Here is a 19,128-nt window from a genome sequence, read left to right on the forward strand (position 1 = left end):
CCAGGTATGGCACCGGGGAAAAGGTTTGTTCTGCAATCTCGGTTGCTTGGTCCAACGAATGAAGGAGGAGATGAAGTGAGCCAACATATAACTAGTACTCATTTAGATTTCTTAGACGAAGCAATAGAAGCGTTTATGAAAAATGAAATCTTAGAAACGTATTGGGATAAAGGTACCTTTGATCTAATTGCTATGAGATTTGGTATGGACAGGGATTGCGTACTTATTTATGAACTTGGCGAAGAGATTGCTAATTTCGTTCAACAAATGGAACCTGCACCTAAACCAAGAGCAGAGATAAGAAGATTCAGCTATAGCATGGAAAGAAAAATGAAATATGACGAAGAAACTTTTCGGGAGAGTTTAGAGTCACAACATCATCAAGATCTAACAGGATACATCCTTACGAGGACTGAACAACTTCGGAAGGAATTGATTCGGCATGATAAAGATAAAGATATAATTTCTGAGTTTTGTTCGGAAATAGCAAACTACTCGATGGTGATTTCACAAAAACACGGAAAATTAGGAGGTTCTAATTAATGAGCAAAAATCAATTATCCGCAATCAATACTCAAGAATTCGAGAATGTGTTCACTCAAAAGGAGTTAGAGGTCGTTGTAAACTCGATTGCCAAAGGAGCAACTAACGAGGAGCTGGCACTTTTCATTCAAATTTGTAAACAGAACAACCTTAATCCTTTCAAGAATCATATCTACTTCATCAAGTACGGCAATCAAATGAGCATCCAGGTGTCTGTGGAAGGCATTCAGTATCTTGCTCAACAGCGTGAAGATTATAAAGGGGTAACGGTTCAACTGGTCCATGAAAACGATGACTTTGAAATTGGTGTAGATCCTGATACACAGGAACTTAAGATTGAAAAGCATACCATCAAAATCCCTCGGGGCAAGGTAGCCGCGGCCTATGCTATTGCCAAACGTGAAGGTTACCCGGACAAAGTCGTTGTCATTGAGGCAGAAGAGGTTGATCATCTAAGAAATAAGTCAGGGTCCCAATGGAAGACATACTACAATGACATGTTCAAAAAGCACGCTTTGAAGCGTGCATTAAAGCTTCAATTCGGAATTGATGTGGATGATGCTTCAACCGCCCAGGAAGATAACATGGACTCTTACCAGTCAAGGGAACGAAAGGACATCACGCCGGAAGACCTTGGACAAGAAGCTGAAGTAGTCGATGAAACGGCAGATATCAAAAAAGTTTGGGGTGAGATTGATGCAAAGGTGAAAGCATCAACTCTTACTAAAAAAGACGTGACTGCCCTGGTTAAATCAAACTTCAACAAAAAGCCGGACGACCTTAATCTTGGCCAAGTAACCGGATTGTCGAAATTGGTAGACATGAAGATTGAAGAAGCGAAGAAAAATGAATCCATTGAAATAGAATTCGACTTCGACGAAGGTCAGCTGGACTGATTGTAAATGAATGGCCAATACCGGGTCCTATTACCAAAGTGGATTTGGAAACAAGCAGCCAATAAAGAAGAAGCGAAGCAATTCATTATGGACTACATGAAGCACTATCCTCATTACAGAGTGGTTGCTGTTAAAAATGGTTTTGCAATTTGTCAACGATCGGAAGAGTTGTAAGGGGGTAAAACGATGCCCGAAAGTTTCTTCTTTCCTGTTTACTCAGGACTGATCTCACCAGATCACAAAGAAAATATCGGTCCTGCTCTTTGGGAATTCCTATGGTTAATCTCAAAGACCACCAAGGAGGAAGTGGAGGATGATGAAACCTGGGGCATCGTCCTTGGTGGAAAGCCAATTAAAATTTGTGAAATATCAAATGATCTTGGTGGAAGCGAAAGGACCGCTAAAAGAAATATAGCTCGCCTCAAAGAATTTGGATATATCGAAACAAAGAGAGCTCCTTATGGAGAAATCTACAGAGTGAAGAAATCGAAAAAATTCATCAACAAGAGAGGTGCCAAAAATGGCACATCTGAAAATAAGAGAAGTGCCAAATCTGTCATATCTGAGCAGAGAGAAGTGCCACATTTGTCCAAGAGAAGTGCCAAATCTGTCATATCTAATAAAGATATAAAAGATATAAAAATAAAAGAAGATATAAAAACAACAGTTGGGGTGGATGAAATGTCTAATTCAGAAATTAATAATCCTTCTCCTAGGGATCAAATCAAAAACAAATATCTACGGAGAAGAGCTAAGGGTTTTGATTTATCCCCTAAGGATGAAAAATCAATTGAACGATTGTTGAAAGATGATATTCCTCTTGAAAAGATACTTACCTGGATTGATGAAATTTTTGACAACTATGAACCTAAACATCGAATGGATGAAATCAAGAATTTTAAATATGTAGAAGCGGCTATTTTAGGGAAGTGGGCGAATAGTCAAGATGTTAGAAAGCAAAAAGCAAATAACATTGATTGGGAGAACCTGTAATGAATAGGGAACAGGTGAAATCACTGTTTAAACGAATCAAAGAATTCTATGGGAATTTCGATGTTTACTCTGAAAAAGTAGATGCTTGGGCAAGTGTTCTCAAGAAATTTGAATACGAATTTGTCACTAACAATCTTGAACAACATATTCTTACAAACAAATTTGCTCCAACAATCTCTGACCTGGTTAATGCTCCCGAAAAAGAAATCCCATCAGGACCAGTGGTTCCTACAGCTGAAGAAACACAAAACATGTTTAAGGAAAGAGCGAAGGAAAGAAAAAACGCAGCAAGTCCAGAAGTAAGGGAACGAGAACTGGCGAAGATCAGAAAGATATTGAACATCCCGAATGAGGTGACATCAAATGACACAACTGATAGATGAGCCTCAAATCGTGAATGCAGAGGCTGAACACTCCGTTATCGGATCCATACTCCTGGAAGGGGACCTGATAAAAGATTGTGTCTTGCAGCATTCTCACTTTCACATAATGGAGAACAAGCGAATCTTCTGGGCGATGAGGAGGCTGGACAAGAAGGGTATTCCCATCGACATCACTACTATTGCCGACCTATTGGAGTCAAGCGTAGAAAAGATCGGTGGAATCGAGCACTTGTTGAAGGTAGCCGAGTCCGTCCCGACCATTCGAAACTTCAAATTCTATGAATCTCTTGTACTTGAAAACTGGAGAAAACGTCACTCCATTCAGCTGGCGAATGACTTCAAAAAGCAACTGGTCGAAGAGGACCCTGCAGAAGCTATCCAAACGGTGATCAGTGAATTGATGAAAATGCAGGAAGAGGAATCTGCAGATGATGACGGAAGCATTAAAGACGAGCTTCTTAATCTTTATGAACAACTGACCACCCAAACAAACGAAATGACCGGGATCTCAACGGGGTTTTACGAACTGAACAAAATCACCGGCGGGTTTCAGGAAAGTGACTTGATCATAATAGGAGCCCGGCCATCGATGGGGAAAACAGCTTTTGCTTTGAATGTCGCATATAACGCAGCTGAAAAAGGCGATATCCCATGCATATTCTCCTTGGAAATGCCGAAAAAGCAATTGCTTAAGAGATTGGCATCTATTGCTGGAAACATTGATGCTCAGAAGATGCGAAACGCGAGCGAAGACTTTACGGATAATGACTGGACAAAGTTCTCACAAGCACTTGGGATCTTAAACAACCTTGACCTACATATATTCGATAAGCCGAGTGTGACAGTCAATTATATCTGGTCGAAAGTTCGTAAAGTCAAAAGAGAAAATCCAGGCAAGAAGATACTTGTCATGATCGATTACCTGCAGTTGATCATGGGGAACGCGAGTTATAAGGGGAACCGGCTTCAGGAGATCAGTGATATCAGCCGGACACTCAAGGCAATGGCGAGGGAGCTTGATGTCAACGTGGTAGCTCTCTCTCAGCTTTCCCGGGGCGTTGAGCAACGACAGGACAAGCGTCCAATGATGTCCGATCTGAGGGAATCTGGACAGATTGAGCAGGATGCCGATGTCATCGGATTCCTTTACCGGGATGAATATTACTACAAGGATTCAGAGCTAAAGGGCATTACAGAATTGATTGTGAGCAAACATCGGAATGGTCCAACTGGAACGGTAAAGCTTGGATTCATTAAAGAATATGGGAAGTTCATCAATCTCGTTAAACAAGAAGAAATGAATTTTATGTAAAGGGGCGGTGATCATGATTACTCAAATACCATTCGGCCAATTAAGAAAAGGTATTGAAGTGAAGATGGATTTTTATAAAAGTGAGCTACTTAAGATGGGCTATTTCAAATCACCGGACGGCAGCCAGCTATATGAGCTGACTCTCACAGAGTTGGAACAAGTCTATGAGAAAGAGAAAGCGAGGAGGAGAGCATTATGAGATTTGTCGGTATCGATCCATCCACAAAGACAGGATTAGTTGCCGTAGATGCTTACGGAACGATCTTGAAAGCAAAAGAACTGACCGGTGCAGGAAGCGAGGATCCATACAGGATGATTACTCTCATCGATGAGGTTATGTCGTTTATGCAAAGAGGAGACACCATTTGCATCGAAGGATTTGGCTTCGCTTCTCAACAGGCGATTCAGCTTGGTGGAATTGGATGGGGATTGAGAATGGCACTTACCAGGAAAGGATTTAATTACATTGAAGCTTCACCTAGCCAATTGAAAAAGTACGCAAGCGGAAAAGGTAACACACCCAAAAACCAGTTAGCAGTCCATGTTTATAAATCATTTGGGTTTGAACACAGGAGTGACAACGTAATTGATGCTTATGTATTAGCCGAAATTGCCAGGTGTTTCAGTATCGGACCGGAGAGGATTACTAAACTTAAATATCAACACGATGTGATCGATGCGATAAGAAATCCGAAACCTAAAACCAAAAAGAAGAAAAAAGCATGACAAAACATCACAGGATACTCAAAAAAGTGGTCTTCGGGATGACAGAAAGTTCTATTGGTAAGGTCATTGAAAGCCATGAGGACCGAGGCTGGAAGAAATCAAGTCCAATTAAAAAACATGGATATGGGTTAGGCTGCCAGATGGTTTGGCAGAAAAGTAAATGATAAGGGAGACAGGATTATGAGTAAAACTCAATTTAACGTATTCTTCAAGATGCAGCAGAAGGACGATAAAAAAGAGGTTCTCAAGTTTGAAATAAAGGGGCAGGAGGATGGAGACGAATCTACTTCTAGCCTATATTCTTTGGCAGGCAGCATCATCTTATTTGAAATCGAAGGGTGTGCAGCTGGAGAAACATCGGCCGAGTTCATGAACATCCAAAGGGACTCCAAAAAGACATCCATGAAGTTTGCTATTAAAGGAGATTCAGAGAAGAAAGCGCAGGAGCTATATAAATACGCTGGCCGAAACGTAAACCTATCCATTCAGGCTTCCCAGATGAGCATAGAGGAATTTTATGAAGGTCCCGAAGGCATTGAGTACCAAGTGGACGGTAACGGGAATGTCGATGTTCCAAAGGACCAGCTGAGTATCGATGATGTCGATGATCAGGAAGAAGAAAGGAGCCCATTTGAGGAAAAAGAGCTCCACTAAATTTAGATCAGAGGTATAAAATGGCATGTGAATAATGTGAAAAAACATTAACTTCTGGAAATAACAAAGGGATTTAGCACTGCAGAAAATGCTGTTCCAGAAGTTTGAATCAATACCGGCGAAGGTAAGGTTAATTAGACTGGTTCTTGCAAAGGTGGCTAAATAAAGAACATTGTTTTAGCGCTCATGTTAATTTATGAAACAGAAATCATTTTGATTGGGCGCTTTATAATTAAACAATTTAGGAGAAGATGAATAATTTGAGGAAAATGATCTGCATTAATCCTTACGCACATTCAAGACTTCTGGAACTCCTCAGGGATTGTATCCTGGGGGTTCCAGGAGCCCTTGAGGAATATGAACAGCGATATGGTGTAAGGTTTCATCAAAAATAACATGAAGCCAACAGATACTGATTTCATGTTACCGAAAGGAATAGGATTAACCTATAATATGTAATTCGGAAAGTGATGTGATTTCTAACTTTTATGAGCTGTTCAAAACATGAGTAAAAAATAAAAAGAGAAATTCAAAGCACTGGGGTGTCCCCATTGGTGGCTCTGAAATCTCTCAAACTTTATGATAAACCAGTTTTGCAATGAAGTAAAGACTCATGTAACAAAGAAATAAAGACGAAAAATAAAAAGAGGATCGGTCATCGTGCAAACCGATCCTAAAATGAGCTTTACTTGGGAAATAAGAGACACTTAGGATATATCTATATGTTATCCTATGTTCCAAAAAATTGTTTGATTGTGTGTTAGCGGATGTGACTCATGTTGTTCAGCATTCACTATTTCGAAACTTAATCAAAGAAACATGTTCACCTGTAGGGGGCTAAGTGAACATGCTTCAATGGAGTACAAACTATATTAGAGAAATTTAAAAGGTGGATGGAGACCTTTAAATATCTCTAATATAAATAGTACCCATCATAATTTTTACTATTCCCTTATATTTTTACTTAGTTTGCGATTATAAAGTAATGCAGATATTGATTTCAAGATATGCTTTAATAGTTCTCGGACAATTATTAAAGGAGTGAGGACATGGAAGAGTATAAAATAACATTAGAATCAATAAAGGATCGTGTTAAAAACGGACGCATCACTGTAGAAGAAATAGAATGGTTGATTGCTAAAGTTGAAGAAAACAATAAAAAATAGACCGAGATTCCTCCCGATCTACAAAATATTTTCGCTAAGAATATTTTACCATAACGGGAGGGGTCAATGTTGGCTAAACAATTAACCTTTATGCTTCCTGAAATCGACAGAGAAAAAACAAGAGCAGCAGTTGAATCAGCATTAGAAAAATATCGTTTCTTTTTACTTACTGTCCCAGAAGACAAGCTTCCAAAGGTTACTGCAACTTATTCACTCGTTCCTCCTTCATTTTCAAATGATTTTCATTCATCAACTGAACAGGCTGCTCTCGATAGGATTGAATTGGACTTGGCAAGAAATAGGCACATTGATTGGGTCCTTCGAGGTGTTAATCGATTGAGTAAGCTGGAAAGGGAAATTATTTATAAGCGTTACCTTGAAAATGAAGAGGTTTTTGATTATGAGATATATAACGAAATTGGGATGAGTGAAAGGAGGTATTATCGACTTAAGGCTAGGATATTTTATAAGCTGGCATTTATTTTAAGAATCGAAGTTTATATCGGTAAAAGCCATCCTATTTAAAAAAGGGTGGCTTTTATGACGTGGTTTGACAACATTCGACATTAGGGAAATGTTAGTCTTCTTTTAGTACTAAAGTAGGGGGAAGAAATATGTCGAATAAAACGGTGGAAAGAAATTTTTATGCATATCAAGTTGATTTCCAGGAATTAGCTAAGGTTGAAAAAGATAAAGAAGTATTCAGAGATATTTGGGATATTCAAAGTTTTAATGAAATGCTTACTGGAATGATGTCTAAGCATATAAATGATTTACGTGTTATCCACAATGGTTGGTTTTTGATGTTAGATAAATTTAAACAGGAAAAGATTACATTCAAGGTTAAAGGGAAAGAAATTACAAAAAAATATATTGTAGGAAGATTTCTTTACGCTGAGTTTGGTTACGTCGGTGGGCTTTGGAATGTAGACACTTTATCCAGGAGAGAAAATACAAAAAAGCCTAGAGAGGGAGAAGAGAAGTTTGTATATTTTTATATAAGAGAAGACGGTTTACTACTTCTTCAAGGCGATATGAAAGTCATTAGGTCTAAGGTGGAAAACTACTTTCAAACTTTGGGCAAAGAATATATGGATAATAGAAACATTTATGGAATATCCATTAGTACACTGCTTCGTGGAGATTTTATTGACGAAGTAAAAAAATTGGATGCTGTTAATAAAATTGAAATTGAATTAGCCGTTGAAAAGGCGAGTTCATATGAGAACGAAGTGTTACTAACTGCAAAAAATCAGGCACAAGACTTTGAAGCTAACTACGCTACTCTTACAATGCAGTCTAAATATAAAAAGACAGGTCTTTCGGGCTTTGAGGGATTTTTAAATAAAATCAAACCAAAAGGAACCAAAGCTCCAGTAGGTGGAGTAAACAATATAAAAGTAATTGGTAAGCAAGATGGAGAGTTTAAAAGGGTATATCTTAGTAAAATTTCTGAGAAATATCCCGTGAGCGTTAAAGTGGATGAAAACAATAATATTTTAGAAGAAGATATGTATAATAAGGTTAAGGAAATGGGCAAGAGGCGCGAATCACTTTGGAGGGAAGATGGAGATGGGAAAAAGGATTAAGCTATTTTGGGAAGCTAATAACTTTCCTTTTGTAACATCCTTTAATTATTTGCGTTTTGCAAGTATGGCTGAAAAAGTTTTTGATTTCCTAATTCCTGCAATTTTAACGGGTTTAATATTATTGATGGTAGCTGTTATAGAACCATCTACCAGTACTGTGTTAAAAGGAATAAAGGACATCAACAATCAATCTTTGACATTTATTTCAATATTAGCCGGGTTTAACATTGCAAGTGTTTCTGTCTTAGCCACTGCAGGCTCTTCTCTGTTAAAAAAGCTAAAAGATACAGAAAGTAAAACACTTAAGGGTAAAACTTTATATGAGATTATGATGACTTTCTTCTGCGCAGCTGTAGTAAGTCAATTTCTTATAATTTTAATTGGAGTTATTATACTCGTGCTATCTTCTTTAGTGAATTTGCCTGCAAACTTTAATATCTCTTACCTTTGGTTTCTAATCGCAATATGGGTTTACAGTCTTTTATTAACTATCTTTATTTCACTAAGAAACCTAAAAATTTTATTCTTTATTATGGTTAATGAAGAGTACTAATTCCTGGCAGACAAAATGCAGAAAAATGACAGAATAAAGGCAGAGCATTTCTCTTTAGAGGTGCTAATATGGTATTAACGAAATACTTCAAAGAGGGCTCCTTTCAGACGAAGGGAGCTTTTTCTGGCACAAAGACATTAGGATGGTCTGTAAAAAGGAAACTGAGCGAATCTGAGAAGAATTTGAGGGTGCTTGTCGAGATGAATTAGTTAGTGTTTAAGGTGAGATTATATTAGTTTATTTAATTAGTTGCCTTTTACCTTATTTATCAATTATTTGAAAGTGGTGGCCGCGATTTGCACGAATGAAAAATTCATATTAATTTATTTTATATATATGCACAAAATAAGGACCACCTCAATATATTGTTAATGTAATGAGATGAGGTGGTGGTGATTGGTGATCATCGTACAAATAGAATTACCACTGCCCAAATAACTATTATTTTAATTTGTAAAGTTAAAAGGATCATATTGTACACCTTCCTTTCTTTATTTTATTTCAATTTATGATGGATACATTTTATAGGTGAAGACCTTTGGCGCCCATTTTTATGGGTGTCTTTTATTATGTCTAAGAGGTGATTGAAATGAAGATAGTAGATTATCTTAGTGAAGTTCAGCTGAGAGAGTTGAATGTGAAACGGCAACAGGTTCCGGAAGGGAAGTAGGGATACTTACAAAAGGCACAAAGGTGCTATTAGGAGGAGGTAACAAATGAATAAAGTCCGACATGTATGTATGAACAGAAGATGCGGGGCAGTTCTGGAATACAAAGGGGTTATCGATGGAATAAGGTGTCCGAATTGCAAAGGGAGGCTTCAACCTGAACATGACAATGACAGGTTATATACACATCATTATGACTGCTTGAATTGTGGCCATAGTACAGCGATTGAAGCAACTGCAGAAGAGCACTCGGATGTTCGAGTGTGTCCAGAGTGTATGACAGGTGCATTTGTTGACCGATGGAAAGTCAGTAAGTATGCGAGTGGATCAGATGGCTCATCACTATTGAAGATTGAACTTCCTGATATCAATAGCGTTCCAAAGGTGTTCTATAAAGGCGAAGAAATCAACCTTAAACAAGACGTATACTTCCATTGGGAAACTGATACAGAGGTTCCTGGCGGATTGACCTATTCATTCCAGCATTACGATGGAGAAGCAATAAGCAGGATTGAACGTAAAGCGAAGAAGCATGCGTGTGATTAAACATTATGTATGTTGAATGGAGCTGAAGAGCAGTGAATAAATTGTTTGGTGCACCTAAAACAGATTTTAATTTTCTCCCTCAGAACACGACGGAGAACTATAAAGAGGATATTGATTATCTCCGTTCGTTACTTAAAGATGACTGCCTTAGCGCAGAAGTAAAAGAAGAGGTTAATGCAAGCATCATGTATATTCTTCGCAAGAGGTTCAACCAGACCATAATAGTGAGAGCTGAATAGCAGTATGTCTGAATATAAAACCAGGCAGCAGAAACGAAAGTTCTATGATAGCAAAGAGTGGAAGCTGATTCGTGAGGAAGTAAAGAAGCGCGACAACTATGAGTGTCAGGAATGTAAGCGCCAGGGCAGGGTAACCATTGATACGAATGAGTACAGTGAGAGTGCTAGGCGCAAGAAGATCCAGTTGATTGTTCATCATATTAAGGAGCTGGAGCATCATCCTGATCTTGCTCTTGAGGAAGATAACCTAGAGACAATCTGTGTGGACTGTCACAACAAGGAACATGGGAGATCATTTGAACACAAGGTTCCGAAGTGGAATGATGAGAGATGGTGATGGCATGAGTATGATCTTAACCATTTTGGCTTTAATCTTTGCAGTCGCATCAATCGTACTTACCATCATGACTTATAAGTGAATCAGGACACCCCCCCGGTCAAAAACTTTGGCCTTTTTTTAATGTCGGGGCACCGGGGAGGGGGTCTCTGCTGTCCAAAAAAATTGAAAAATCCTCCGCTATATTAGGGGGTGTAAAAAAAGAAGGGGGGTGTTTTTGTGAGTGGCGTTGTAAAAATTACTGATTTGGAAAAGCAGCTGTTAAGTCGTGTTGACCAAGACGATTTGATAGAAGTCGATAAGGTGAAGCGGTATATTGCGATTATTAAGCAAATAAGGAAGCTTCAAACCGTAATCAACAAAGACGGTGTAATGACCACAACTGTTAATGCAAGTCAGGAATTTATTAAGACAAATCCAGCGATAAATGAATTAAATAAGCTCACAAAAACATTGATTTCCCTCGAAAACTCGATTAAATTTTCAATGCCTTATGAGAATGTTGAGACAAAGGATGCAGAGAAGGATAATGACGAACCAAAAGTCAGTGATTTATACTGATCAGTCAGAAATATGTTGATGCATATATAGAAGCGTGGAAGAAAGGGCTTATCATATTCAATCAAGAGAGAATTGATTTAGTCAATCATTTGGAGACCGAAGTCCTTATCCGAGACGATATCTATTTTGATGAGACTCAGATTGAACAGTGTATTAATTACATCGAAAAATGGTATTTCAAGCTGGAGTTATTTCAGAAATTCATTATCGCCTTTTTATTCCTGAAGTATAAACGACGAGACAAGCTATTCTATAAGGACATTGTCATTGTCATCGCCCGCGGTAATGGGAAAAATGGATTGATTTCAGGATTGGCAGATTACTTTATCAGTCCCGGTCATGGAATTGAAGGATATAATGTCGATGTAGTGGCAAATAGTGAAGACCAGGCGCAAACATCGGTAAAAGAAGTTTATAACATGAAAGAAAAGAATAAGAGTTTCATGAAGAAATTTTTCTCCTGGACGAAAACTATTATTCGGGGGAAGGAAACGTTATCTGAGTTCATGTTCCGGACATCAAATGCTGATACAAAAGACGGTGGCCGCCCTGGATGTTTGATCTTTGATGAGTGGCATATTTATGAGGACACCAAACTGATCAATACACTAAGCTCAGGTTTAGGTAAAGTAATGCATAGAAGAAGAATTTATATATCCACCAACGGCCATGTCCGGGGTGGTTTTTTTGATAAATTTATTGAACAATGCTTAGAGGTTTTGAGAGGTGGAAGCAAGCGGAAAAACAGGTTTGTCTTTATTTGCAAGATGGATGATAAGGAAGAAGTGGACAAACCGGAATTATGGGAAAAAGCCAATCCGATGTTCAGCAAACCTATGAGCCCCTATGCGGAAGAATTATTCGACACCCTTATGGATGAATACTTGGATTTAGAAGATGACCCTTCCGGTCGTCCAGAATTCATGGCCAAAAGGATGAACCTACCACAGGAAGATAACACAGTCAGGATTGCATCTTGGAAGGATATTGAGGCGACGAATCGGCCCATCCCTTATGAACGCTTGAAGAATAAGAAATGCATTGGAGCGATTGATTATTCTTTCATCAAAGACTTTACCGCCTGCGGAGTGTTGTTTAAGGATGGTGAAGATTACATTTGGGATAGCCATCAGTTTGCCCGGCGTGAATTTGTTAAAGAAGCAAACCTAAAGCCGCCGATCTTTGAATGGGAAGAACAAGGGTTGATCACGCTCCTGGATGAGCCGGTTATTAACATCAAGCATATGGTCAATTACTTTTGTCGGATGAGGGATCAATATGGGCTGGATACCATCATTGGAGATACATTCCGTTTGGACATTGTAAAGCAAGCGCTGGAAGATGCAGGATTCCATGTCTTATACATCCAGAACCCCCATGCGATCTATGCAAAACTTGCTCCAAGGATTGAAATGATCTTTGCCCAACATCGGGTCATCTTTGGGGACAACCCGATAATGAGATGGAATACGAATAACATCGTAGTCAAAGTGAAAAATGACGGCAACAAAGATTTTATTAAGAAAGATGAGGTCAGAAGGAAAACCGATGGCTTTTCAGCTTTTGTTTATGCCATGTGGCAGGCTGATCAGATCCTGGAAGAAGAAGCTGAATTCTTCCTAGGCGATATTGATTTTTAAAGGGGGTGATGGTTATAGGATTAATCGAGACGATACTAAACCGAAATAAGGAAATTGCATTTTCTTTTGATCTTGAGCTTTTTGAACAACAATCACAAAGAGCCCATATGAAGCGACTGGCGATTGATACCTGCATTGCCTTCCTGGGACGCACGATAAGTCAGTCGGAATTCCGGGTCAAAGACGGCAGCAACCTTATTAAGGATGAACTGTATTATCGCTTGAATGTGCGGCCAAATAAAAACATGACCTCGAGCACATTCTGGGAAACTTTCGTTCACAAGCTTGTCTATGATAATGAAGGTTTAATCATACAAGCGGATGATGGAGATCTTCTGATAGCGGATGACTTTGAGCACAACGAATACGCCGTGTATGAAGATACGTTTACGAATGTCATGGTCAAGGATTTTACCTTTAAACGCCTTTTCCCTCAAAGCAAAGTCATTCATCTGAGATACCGAAATGAACGGCTGTCGCCATTGATTGACAGCATATTCGCAGATTATGGGGACTTGTTTGGAAAGTTATTAAACTCTCATAAGCGTAAGAACCAGTTGCGAGGGACGGTTGATATTGAATCGAATAAAGCAAAAGATGACGAGACGATGGCTAAGCTACAGAGCTATATCAACAAGATGTACAAAGCTTTCTCAGAAAATGACATCGCCATTGTCCCGCAACAGCCAGGTTTTAAGTACAACGAGACCTCATCGAATAAAGGCAGCACCTCGGGTCTTAGTGTGGATGAAATCAATAAAGTCACGGATGGATTTTTAAATCAGGTCGCGATGGCTCTTGGTATTCCTCTCACATTGATTTCTGGCAGCATGGCCGATGTTGAAAAACACACAAAGAACTATATGAAATTCACAGTAAATCCGTTGACTAAAAAGCTTCAGGATGAGAGTAATGTGAAATTTTTTACGATGGATGAGTACCTGGCTGGGAAGAGAATTGAGATCAAAACGATGTCGTACCAAAGTATTTTTGAGTTGGCTACCAGCATCGATAAGTTGGTTTCTTCCGGTGCCTTTACCGGTAACGAAATGAGACTGGAGGCAGGATATGAAAAATCTGCTGATCCTAAATTGGATAAGCATTACATTACAAAGAATTATCAAGAAATGGATACCGATGAAGGAGGTGAGAACAAGTGACAGTGAAAATTGAAATAAACGGGCCAATTGTTTCTAATGATGATGCCTGGATATATGAATGGTTTGAAATGGAGGCTACTTGGCCACGTAAGGTTATTCAAGAGTTAGATAAAGCGAATGGCGAAAATGTAATTGTGTCTATCAACAGTCCGGGAGGATATGTTTGGGACGGCTCAGAAATTTACACAGCGCTAAAAAGCTATCCTGGGTATACTGAATCACAGATTGTTGGCTTAGCAGCAAGCGCAGCCTCTTTCATTGCTTCTGCTACAAATAAAACCCGCATTGCACCTACTGGTCAGATAATGATTCACAATGCCTCATCAATTGGTTTTGGTGATCATCGAGATATGACTAAAACAGCTGAGAGGTTAAAGGTGACAGACAGAACCATTGTGAATGCCTATATCTTGAAGACTGGTAAGTCTGAAGAAGAGTTACTTAATATGATGGCAGAAGAAACGTGGATGGGTCCTCAGCAGGCTTTAGAATTTGGTTTTGTAGATGAAATCATGTTCGCTGATAATACAGTAAAATTTGCCGCGTCTGCTGCCAATAGTCCGGGTTTAATACCTCAACCGGTTATCGATGGCATTAGGAATAAGATTAAAAATAAAGAAGACAATGCACCTGATAATCAGGATAGTGTTGTAACCAAGGAATCTTTGCAACAGATGTTAGCAAAATTTAAGGACGAGCTAAAAAATGAATTACAACCTAAACCAAAAGAGCCTGAACAAGCGCCAGCTGCAAAGCGGAACTTGAGCAAGCTCTTTTTAAATTTATAATTGGAGGAATTTTGATGACAATCACATTTAAAAAATCGGAAGCATTTAACAATGCAAAAGCAAAACTCACAGCCACATTAGCCAATGCGGAGGCAACTGAGCAGGAGCAAACAACAGCTTTCCAGAGCTTCTTCGATGCTTTACAGAATGAAGTGGTGGACACCGTTCGTTCTCAAGTGAACGATGAGATGATGGATCGCTCCATCCTTCAACAGCGCGGCCAAAACGTCCTGACTTCTGAAGAGACGAAATTCTTCAATGCTGTTGTCCAGGATGGTGGGTTTAAAGATGACTCAATTTTGCCGGTTACTACACAAGAGCGCGTGTTTGAAGATCTCGTTTCCGAACATCCCCTTCTTGAAGCAATTGGTCTCCAGGACCTTGGAGCGGTTACTCGCTTCATTACATCTGATCCGACAAAAGCATACGCATGGGGAGCGCTATTCGGCGATATCAAAGGACAAGTAAATGCAGCCTTTGGTGAAGAACAGATCACACAATTAAAGCTCACTGCATTTGCAGCTGTCCCAAGTGACATGGTGGATCTTGGGCCGGTATGGGTTGAAAGGTATGTACGTACCCTTCTTGTAGAAAGCTACTCTGTTGGTTTGGAATACGGGTTTGTTAATGGTAAAGGACCTGCATCAAATGAGCCGGTTGGTCTTATGAAAAATGTAGCAGCCGATGGCGCCGTTACAGACAAGACCTCTTCAGGTACATTGACTTTTGCTCCTTCTCAAAACGGAGAAGTCGTCGCTGGAGAGTTATATGGTGTGGTAAAAGAGTTGTCTACAGATGCAAAAGGTAAGTCGCTGAAGGTATTGAATAAGGTGGTCATGGCGGTAAACCCTGTAGATGCCATCGGCGTGCAAGCGCGAAATACAATCCAAACGGCAAATGGTCAATGGGTAATGGCTCTACCTTACAACATTCAAGTTGTGGAATCCGAAGAAATACCAGTCGGCAAGGCTCTGTTCTTTGTAAAGGGACGCTACCTTGCTGCGTTAGCCGGTGGATATAAACTGAAGAAATTTGATCAGACTCTGGCGATTGAAGACGCTTTGCTTTACACCATCAAGCAATTTGCCAATGGTAAGCCGAAAGACAATAAAGCTGCATTAGTATATGACCTGAATATCACTTTCACTACAGAAGCGCCAGCAGTCTAAATTTTGAAAGAGGGAATAAATAATGCCAGAGTATAAAGTTGTAAATAGTTTCACTGATACTATGGACAAACGAAAAAAATATAACGTTGGAGATGTGTACCCTAAAGGGGAATACAAGCCGACGAAAGAACGGATTGAAGAACTATCTTCAGTCCATCCAGAACACAAACGTATTTTTATTGAGACATTGGAGGATAAGGATCCTGAAGGTGCCGAAAAGAAGGAAAAAGAAAAGATTAAAGCTGAGTTGGAGTCTCTGGGGGTTACCTTCCATCCAAACACAGGTCTTGAGAAGTTGAAAGAAAAGCTGGAAGAAGCGAAAGCAGAGCAAGAAGACAAGGAGTGATGTAATTGGACATCACAGATGACCTATTGAATGAATTCAAAGAGCGGATGCATATTACACATAATGAGGATGACAATCTGAAACGGTTGTTATCCTTTTCTATTGTGGCCATTAAAAGCAGTTGTGGATCTTTTGAAGTCTATGGTGAAACTGACATAGATCTTCAAGCAAAGGAACTCGTTTTTGAAAGAACAAGGTATGTTTACAATGACGCTCTAGAATACTTCAATGACAATTTTTTAAGCGAGATTAATAGTTTAGGGCTGGACATTGCACTGGAAGAGGAGGAAACCGATGCAACCGTTTAAGTATAAGCCACCAAGGGTGAACACAGGTGACCTTCGTACTCCAATCGTATTTTATGAATATGTAGAAAATAACGGTCCGATGCCTGGGGAATCCGAGAAGGAAATTAAATTTAAATCGTGGGCAAAGGTAGATAATGTCTGGATGAAAGACTTAGAGATTGCCAAATCCAACGGAACGTTATCAGATATCACGCTTACGATACGAGATCCACAAGAAGATTTTATACCAACCAATAAACATTATGTATCTATTGATCACCCGGGATATAAGGATAAGCGTTATAACGTAAAGCATGTTCAACCTGATTTCCAAAATCATGCTTTTATTAACGTTATCGCGAGGTTAGTAGAATGAGTAATGTTCAAATAAAAGGTGAAAAGGAACTATTGGCACAACTGGAGAAGCGACTTGGGAAAGAAAAGATGGATGAAGTAAGTGACATAGCGCTCATGCGCGGGGCTGAGGTGTTTGTGGAAGAACTAAAGAGTCAGTTTGCAAGTTTCAAAGACACAGGTGCTTCCATTGAGGAGATTCAAGTAACACAGCCTGAATCCATTCATGGTGTGAGAACAGTGAAAATTCACTGGAAGGGACCGGATAATCGATATCGTATCATCCATTTAAATGAGTTTGGAACAGTGAAGAACCCAAACCCTAAAGGAAAAGGTGCCATTGCTCGAGCGATGATGAATGCCAAGAAGGCGTACCGGAAGGCAATTAAGGATACGGTTATGGAGGGATTCAAATGATACAAAAGGTGCATGAAGCCTTTATCAATGACTCTATGATTAACTCCATGACAAACGGTCGAATTAAATTTTACACATATCCGGAGAGTGGAGATGTGACAGGACCTTATATCATTATCGATCCTCTCATCACGCCAAAACCAGGTGACTATGCAGATAACAAGTGGCTAACCAAGGAATATCTGTATCAAATTGAAGTTTGGTCGAAAAGCAAAGATGATACAGAAAGCTTAGCAGAGCAAATCCAGTTAGTGCTGTGGAATAAGATCGGTTATGCCAATACTGGCAGCGGGATGGACGAATATGATAAGGAACTCGGGATTTTCCGTGATGCGAGAAGATACCGAGGAAAAGAGTACGTTAATCAATGAATAGGGAGGGCTATACATGGCCGAAACAAAGAGCTACAGAGCAACAACGGGAGTAGACGAGTTTTATTATGGCGTCTTGGACGAAACAGAAGCAGCCATTATCGTGGGAACAATTGAAAGGGTGGAATTCCTCCAGGATATTACGGTGGATCTACCTTCTGAAATTGTACGAGCTTTCGGGGATAACCGAACAGCTGAACTTGCGACCTCTAACGGGAATGTCTCTGTTCAATCTGCTTTTCATAAGATCCCCATCGAGGATAGAAAAACCTTGTTAGGGTTGGAAGCGACCGCGGACGGATTACACTCCTATGGTAGTGAAGATAATCCACCTTATGTGGCCGTCGTTTTCGCCAAAACGGCTGAAGATGGTAGTAGAGAATGGGTAGGGTTGCCAAAAGGAATGTTTATGCGCCCGAACATCAAAGGTAAAACCAAGCAGGATAGCACGGAGTTCCAAGGAGATGAAATCTCTGCCGAATTTATGGATCGTCAGGTCGATGGATTCACAAAAGAAAAGTCGGTCATTTTCGGATACGATGAGAAAGGAAGTACAGCAAAACGCGATGCCTTATTCACAAAAATCTTCGGTCAGTCTCACCCTGACGCAGAACCGACGGGGGTGTAATGAATGGCGAAGAAGAAAAAGTATCAAGTTATTCAAGATTTTAAAGACCTTCAGGACAATGGAAAGATTTATCGTAAAGAGGATTCGTTCCCAAAACCAGCCAATAAAAAAGTGGATGAAGATCGTCTGGAAGAATTGCTTTCTTCTGAAAATAATCAAAAAAGACCGGTCATTAAAGAAGTATAAAAACCAACAAGCAGGCTTTTACCTGCTTTATTACATTGAGAAGAGAGGAAAATACTTATGGCAAATTTAAAGCGAAATATGATCGAGTTAGTGAAAGAAGTGAAAGAAGGGGAAATCGTTACAGAGAAATTTCTCACCCCTGTGTTTCTCCCGTTTTCTGTCGTATATGAAGCTATTGACATGATGGAGGAAATTGAAAAAAGTGAAGAAGAAACCAAAAACTCTAATTCAGAAAAAGAATTGATCAACAAGCTCTTAGACTTTGTGGCTAACAAAGTTTACAACAAACAATTTACAAAAGATGATCTCTTCAATGGGCTTCATGCTCCAGATGCGATCCAAACGCTCCAGGAACAAATCATGTTTGTGGCTCAAGGGAGACAGACTGATGAAACAAAAAAGTTCCTGGCGAAGAAGAACTGAGTGATGCAGACTTTACCCCTCAAAGGCAAAAAGAATACATGGATAGGCTGATCATGGACCTAATGAAAGATGGTAAGGACATAAGCGATGTGTTGAATATGCCCTTTCACTTTCTAATTGAGGTACTTCATGAGAAAAACAAACCTAGACGAGAAAAATCCTTAATTTCCGCCTTCGGAGGTTAAGGATTTTT

The 19,128-nt window shown here is 39.5% G+C and carries 29 protein-coding genes; all 29 read left to right on the plus strand.

Features of this window, described 5'->3' with window-relative positions; genetic code table 11:
* The first annotated feature begins 6 nt into the window (after positions 1 to 6).
* Positions 7 to 543, plus strand: a complete 537-nt coding sequence (locus tag LS684_RS20965) for a hypothetical protein (RefSeq protein ID WP_233811773.1) — start codon at positions 7 to 9, stop codon at positions 541 to 543.
* The gene (locus tag LS684_RS20970; protein ID WP_233811774.1) at positions 543 to 1,439 is read left to right on the plus strand and encodes a RecT family recombinase; all 897 of its coding nucleotides are present in this window, start codon (positions 543 to 545) and stop codon (positions 1,437 to 1,439) included. Before LS684_RS20965 ends, LS684_RS20970 begins: the two co-directional genes overlap by 1 nt.
* A gap of 6 nt (positions 1,440 to 1,445) precedes the next feature.
* Positions 1,446 to 1,613, plus strand: coding sequence for a hypothetical protein (locus LS684_RS20975; RefSeq protein WP_233811775.1), 168 nt, complete (start codon positions 1,446 to 1,448; stop codon positions 1,611 to 1,613).
* A 12-nt stretch (positions 1,614 to 1,625) separates the two neighbouring features.
* Entirely contained in the window at positions 1,626 to 2,432 is an 807-nt protein-coding gene (locus LS684_RS20980) for a winged helix-turn-helix domain-containing protein (RefSeq protein ID WP_233811776.1), read from the plus strand.
* The gene (locus LS684_RS20985; protein WP_233811777.1) at positions 2,432 to 2,815 is read left to right on the plus strand and encodes a replicative helicase loader/inhibitor; all 384 of its coding nucleotides are present in this window, start codon (positions 2,432 to 2,434) and stop codon (positions 2,813 to 2,815) included. Before LS684_RS20980 ends, LS684_RS20985 begins: the two co-directional genes overlap by 1 nt.
* The gene (dnaB, locus tag LS684_RS20990; RefSeq protein WP_233811778.1) at positions 2,796 to 4,127 is read left to right on the plus strand and encodes a replicative DNA helicase; all 1,332 of its coding nucleotides are present in this window, start codon (positions 2,796 to 2,798) and stop codon (positions 4,125 to 4,127) included. Before LS684_RS20985 ends, dnaB begins: the two co-directional genes overlap by 20 nt.
* A 13-nt stretch (positions 4,128 to 4,140) precedes the next feature.
* On the plus strand, positions 4,141 to 4,326 hold the full coding sequence (locus LS684_RS20995; RefSeq protein WP_233811779.1) for a Fur-regulated basic protein FbpA: 186 nt from the start codon (positions 4,141 to 4,143) through the stop codon (positions 4,324 to 4,326).
* Positions 4,323 to 4,853, plus strand: coding sequence for a RuvC family protein (locus LS684_RS21000; RefSeq protein ID WP_233811780.1), 531 nt, complete (start codon positions 4,323 to 4,325; stop codon positions 4,851 to 4,853). Before LS684_RS20995 ends, LS684_RS21000 begins: the two co-directional genes overlap by 4 nt.
* A 38-nt stretch (positions 4,854 to 4,891) precedes the next feature.
* The gene (locus tag LS684_RS24175; protein WP_267930436.1) at positions 4,892 to 5,017 is read left to right on the plus strand and encodes a hypothetical protein; all 126 of its coding nucleotides are present in this window, start codon (positions 4,892 to 4,894) and stop codon (positions 5,015 to 5,017) included.
* Between the two features lie 16 nt (positions 5,018 to 5,033).
* Complete coding sequence (locus tag LS684_RS21005) at positions 5,034 to 5,507, plus strand: hypothetical protein (protein WP_233811781.1); 474 nt, start codon at positions 5,034 to 5,036, stop codon at positions 5,505 to 5,507.
* A 1,232-nt stretch (positions 5,508 to 6,739) separates the two neighbouring features.
* The gene (locus tag LS684_RS21010) at positions 6,740 to 7,198 is read left to right on the plus strand and encodes an ArpU family phage packaging/lysis transcriptional regulator (RefSeq protein ID WP_233811782.1); all 459 of its coding nucleotides are present in this window, start codon (positions 6,740 to 6,742) and stop codon (positions 7,196 to 7,198) included.
* Between the two features lie 89 nt (positions 7,199 to 7,287).
* Positions 7,288 to 8,262, plus strand: a complete 975-nt coding sequence (locus LS684_RS21015; protein ID WP_233811783.1) for a hypothetical protein — start codon at positions 7,288 to 7,290, stop codon at positions 8,260 to 8,262.
* A complete protein-coding gene (locus tag LS684_RS21020) occupies positions 8,240 to 8,815 on the plus strand; it encodes a hypothetical protein (RefSeq protein WP_233811784.1) in 576 nt (191 codons plus the stop codon). The genes LS684_RS21015 and LS684_RS21020 overlap by 23 nt, the downstream gene beginning before the upstream one ends.
* A gap of 716 nt (positions 8,816 to 9,531) precedes the next feature.
* On the plus strand, positions 9,532 to 10,029 hold the full coding sequence (locus tag LS684_RS21025) for a hypothetical protein (RefSeq protein WP_233811785.1): 498 nt from the start codon (positions 9,532 to 9,534) through the stop codon (positions 10,027 to 10,029).
* A 243-nt stretch (positions 10,030 to 10,272) separates the two neighbouring features.
* Positions 10,273 to 10,605 (plus strand): HNH endonuclease, encoded by a 333-nt coding sequence (locus tag LS684_RS21030; RefSeq protein WP_233811786.1) that lies wholly within the window; start codon positions 10,273 to 10,275, stop codon positions 10,603 to 10,605.
* Positions 10,606 to 10,824: 219 nt separating this feature from the next.
* The gene (locus tag LS684_RS21035) at positions 10,825 to 11,166 is read left to right on the plus strand and encodes a P27 family phage terminase small subunit (protein ID WP_233811787.1); all 342 of its coding nucleotides are present in this window, start codon (positions 10,825 to 10,827) and stop codon (positions 11,164 to 11,166) included.
* A complete protein-coding gene (locus LS684_RS21040) occupies positions 11,163 to 12,806 on the plus strand; it encodes a terminase TerL endonuclease subunit (protein ID WP_233812133.1) in 1,644 nt (547 codons plus the stop codon). The genes LS684_RS21035 and LS684_RS21040 overlap by 4 nt, the downstream gene beginning before the upstream one ends.
* An 8-nt stretch (positions 12,807 to 12,814) precedes the next feature.
* Positions 12,815 to 13,966: a phage portal protein gene (locus LS684_RS21045; protein ID WP_233811788.1), complete on the plus strand. Its 1,152-nt coding sequence runs from the start codon at positions 12,815 to 12,817 to the stop codon at positions 13,964 to 13,966.
* Positions 13,963 to 14,754: a head maturation protease, ClpP-related gene (locus LS684_RS21050; protein ID WP_233811789.1), complete on the plus strand. Its 792-nt coding sequence runs from the start codon at positions 13,963 to 13,965 to the stop codon at positions 14,752 to 14,754. Before LS684_RS21045 ends, LS684_RS21050 begins: the two co-directional genes overlap by 4 nt.
* Before the next feature lie 14 nt (positions 14,755 to 14,768).
* Complete coding sequence (locus LS684_RS21055) at positions 14,769 to 15,923, plus strand: phage major capsid protein (RefSeq protein WP_233811790.1); 1,155 nt, start codon at positions 14,769 to 14,771, stop codon at positions 15,921 to 15,923.
* A gap of 22 nt (positions 15,924 to 15,945) precedes the next feature.
* Positions 15,946 to 16,269, plus strand: a complete 324-nt coding sequence (locus tag LS684_RS21060) for a hypothetical protein (protein WP_233811791.1) — start codon at positions 15,946 to 15,948, stop codon at positions 16,267 to 16,269.
* Between the two features lie 47 nt (positions 16,270 to 16,316).
* Complete coding sequence (locus LS684_RS21065) at positions 16,317 to 16,577, plus strand: phage gp6-like head-tail connector protein (RefSeq protein ID WP_233812134.1); 261 nt, start codon at positions 16,317 to 16,319, stop codon at positions 16,575 to 16,577.
* Positions 16,564 to 16,932, plus strand: a complete 369-nt coding sequence (locus tag LS684_RS21070) for a phage head completion protein (protein WP_233811792.1) — start codon at positions 16,564 to 16,566, stop codon at positions 16,930 to 16,932. The genes LS684_RS21065 and LS684_RS21070 overlap by 14 nt, the downstream gene beginning before the upstream one ends.
* Positions 16,929 to 17,327: a hypothetical protein gene (locus LS684_RS21075; RefSeq protein WP_233811793.1), complete on the plus strand. Its 399-nt coding sequence runs from the start codon at positions 16,929 to 16,931 to the stop codon at positions 17,325 to 17,327. The genes LS684_RS21070 and LS684_RS21075 overlap by 4 nt, the downstream gene beginning before the upstream one ends.
* The gene (locus LS684_RS21080) at positions 17,324 to 17,698 is read left to right on the plus strand and encodes a hypothetical protein (protein ID WP_233811794.1); all 375 of its coding nucleotides are present in this window, start codon (positions 17,324 to 17,326) and stop codon (positions 17,696 to 17,698) included. Before LS684_RS21075 ends, LS684_RS21080 begins: the two co-directional genes overlap by 4 nt.
* Positions 17,699 to 17,714: 16 nt before the next feature.
* Positions 17,715 to 18,326: a major tail protein gene (locus tag LS684_RS21085; protein ID WP_233811795.1), complete on the plus strand. Its 612-nt coding sequence runs from the start codon at positions 17,715 to 17,717 to the stop codon at positions 18,324 to 18,326.
* A 3-nt stretch (positions 18,327 to 18,329) separates the two neighbouring features.
* On the plus strand, positions 18,330 to 18,512 hold the full coding sequence (locus tag LS684_RS21090; RefSeq protein ID WP_233811796.1) for a hypothetical protein: 183 nt from the start codon (positions 18,330 to 18,332) through the stop codon (positions 18,510 to 18,512).
* Between the two features lie 57 nt (positions 18,513 to 18,569).
* On the plus strand, positions 18,570 to 18,935 hold the full coding sequence (gene gpG, locus LS684_RS21095) for a phage tail assembly chaperone G (RefSeq protein ID WP_233811797.1): 366 nt from the start codon (positions 18,570 to 18,572) through the stop codon (positions 18,933 to 18,935).
* A 62-nt stretch (positions 18,936 to 18,997) separates the two neighbouring features.
* Positions 18,998 to 19,120, plus strand: coding sequence for a phage tail assembly chaperone GT (gene gpGT / locus LS684_RS24340; protein WP_432418848.1), 123 nt, complete (start codon positions 18,998 to 19,000; stop codon positions 19,118 to 19,120).
* Positions 19,121 to 19,128: the final 8 nt, after the last annotated feature.

The sequence above is a fragment of the Cytobacillus spongiae genome, assembly GCF_021390075.1.

Bases quoted from the DNA above. Each gene is read 5' to 3' on its own strand.
- LS684_RS20985 (WP_233811777.1), top strand. From the start codon at position 2,432: ATGAATAGGGAACAGGTGAAATCACTGTTTAAACGAATCAAAGAATTC.
- LS684_RS21070 (WP_233811792.1), top strand. From the start codon at position 16,564: ATGCAACCGTTTAAGTATAAGCCACCAAGGGTGAACACAGGTGACCTT.
- LS684_RS21000 (WP_233811780.1), top strand. From the start codon at position 4,323: ATGAGATTTGTCGGTATCGATCCATCCACAAAGACAGGATTAGTTGCC.
- gpGT (WP_432418848.1), top strand. From the start codon at position 18,998: ATGAAAGATGGTAAGGACATAAGCGATGTGTTGAATATGCCCTTTCAC.
- LS684_RS20970 (WP_233811774.1), top strand. From the start codon at position 543: ATGAGCAAAAATCAATTATCCGCAATCAATACTCAAGAATTCGAGAAT.
- LS684_RS21025 (WP_233811785.1), top strand. From the start codon at position 9,532: ATGAATAAAGTCCGACATGTATGTATGAACAGAAGATGCGGGGCAGTT.
- LS684_RS21045 (WP_233811788.1), top strand. From the start codon at position 12,815: ATGGTTATAGGATTAATCGAGACGATACTAAACCGAAATAAGGAAATT.
- LS684_RS21065 (WP_233812134.1), top strand. From the start codon at position 16,317: ATGCATATTACACATAATGAGGATGACAATCTGAAACGGTTGTTATCC.
- LS684_RS20980 (WP_233811776.1), top strand. From the start codon at position 1,626: ATGCCCGAAAGTTTCTTCTTTCCTGTTTACTCAGGACTGATCTCACCA.
- LS684_RS21005 (WP_233811781.1), top strand. From the start codon at position 5,034: ATGAGTAAAACTCAATTTAACGTATTCTTCAAGATGCAGCAGAAGGAC.
- LS684_RS24175 (WP_267930436.1), top strand. From the start codon at position 4,892: ATGACAGAAAGTTCTATTGGTAAGGTCATTGAAAGCCATGAGGACCGA.
- LS684_RS21055 (WP_233811790.1), top strand. From the start codon at position 14,769: ATGACAATCACATTTAAAAAATCGGAAGCATTTAACAATGCAAAAGCA.
- LS684_RS20975 (WP_233811775.1), top strand. From the start codon at position 1,446: ATGAATGGCCAATACCGGGTCCTATTACCAAAGTGGATTTGGAAACAA.
- LS684_RS21085 (WP_233811795.1), top strand. From the start codon at position 17,715: ATGGCCGAAACAAAGAGCTACAGAGCAACAACGGGAGTAGACGAGTTT.
- LS684_RS21020 (WP_233811784.1), top strand. From the start codon at position 8,240: ATGGAGATGGGAAAAAGGATTAAGCTATTTTGGGAAGCTAATAACTTT.
- LS684_RS21015 (WP_233811783.1), top strand. From the start codon at position 7,288: ATGTCGAATAAAACGGTGGAAAGAAATTTTTATGCATATCAAGTTGAT.
- LS684_RS21030 (WP_233811786.1), top strand. From the start codon at position 10,273: ATGTCTGAATATAAAACCAGGCAGCAGAAACGAAAGTTCTATGATAGC.
- LS684_RS21010 (WP_233811782.1), top strand. From the start codon at position 6,740: ATGTTGGCTAAACAATTAACCTTTATGCTTCCTGAAATCGACAGAGAA.
- dnaB (WP_233811778.1), top strand. From the start codon at position 2,796: ATGACACAACTGATAGATGAGCCTCAAATCGTGAATGCAGAGGCTGAA.
- LS684_RS20965 (WP_233811773.1), top strand. From the start codon at position 7: ATGGCACCGGGGAAAAGGTTTGTTCTGCAATCTCGGTTGCTTGGTCCA.
- gpG (WP_233811797.1), top strand. From the start codon at position 18,570: ATGGCAAATTTAAAGCGAAATATGATCGAGTTAGTGAAAGAAGTGAAA.
- LS684_RS21080 (WP_233811794.1), top strand. From the start codon at position 17,324: ATGATACAAAAGGTGCATGAAGCCTTTATCAATGACTCTATGATTAAC.
- LS684_RS20995 (WP_233811779.1), top strand. From the start codon at position 4,141: ATGATTACTCAAATACCATTCGGCCAATTAAGAAAAGGTATTGAAGTG.
- LS684_RS21090 (WP_233811796.1), top strand. From the start codon at position 18,330: ATGGCGAAGAAGAAAAAGTATCAAGTTATTCAAGATTTTAAAGACCTT.
- LS684_RS21060 (WP_233811791.1), top strand. From the start codon at position 15,946: ATGCCAGAGTATAAAGTTGTAAATAGTTTCACTGATACTATGGACAAA.
- LS684_RS21075 (WP_233811793.1), top strand. From the start codon at position 16,929: ATGAGTAATGTTCAAATAAAAGGTGAAAAGGAACTATTGGCACAACTG.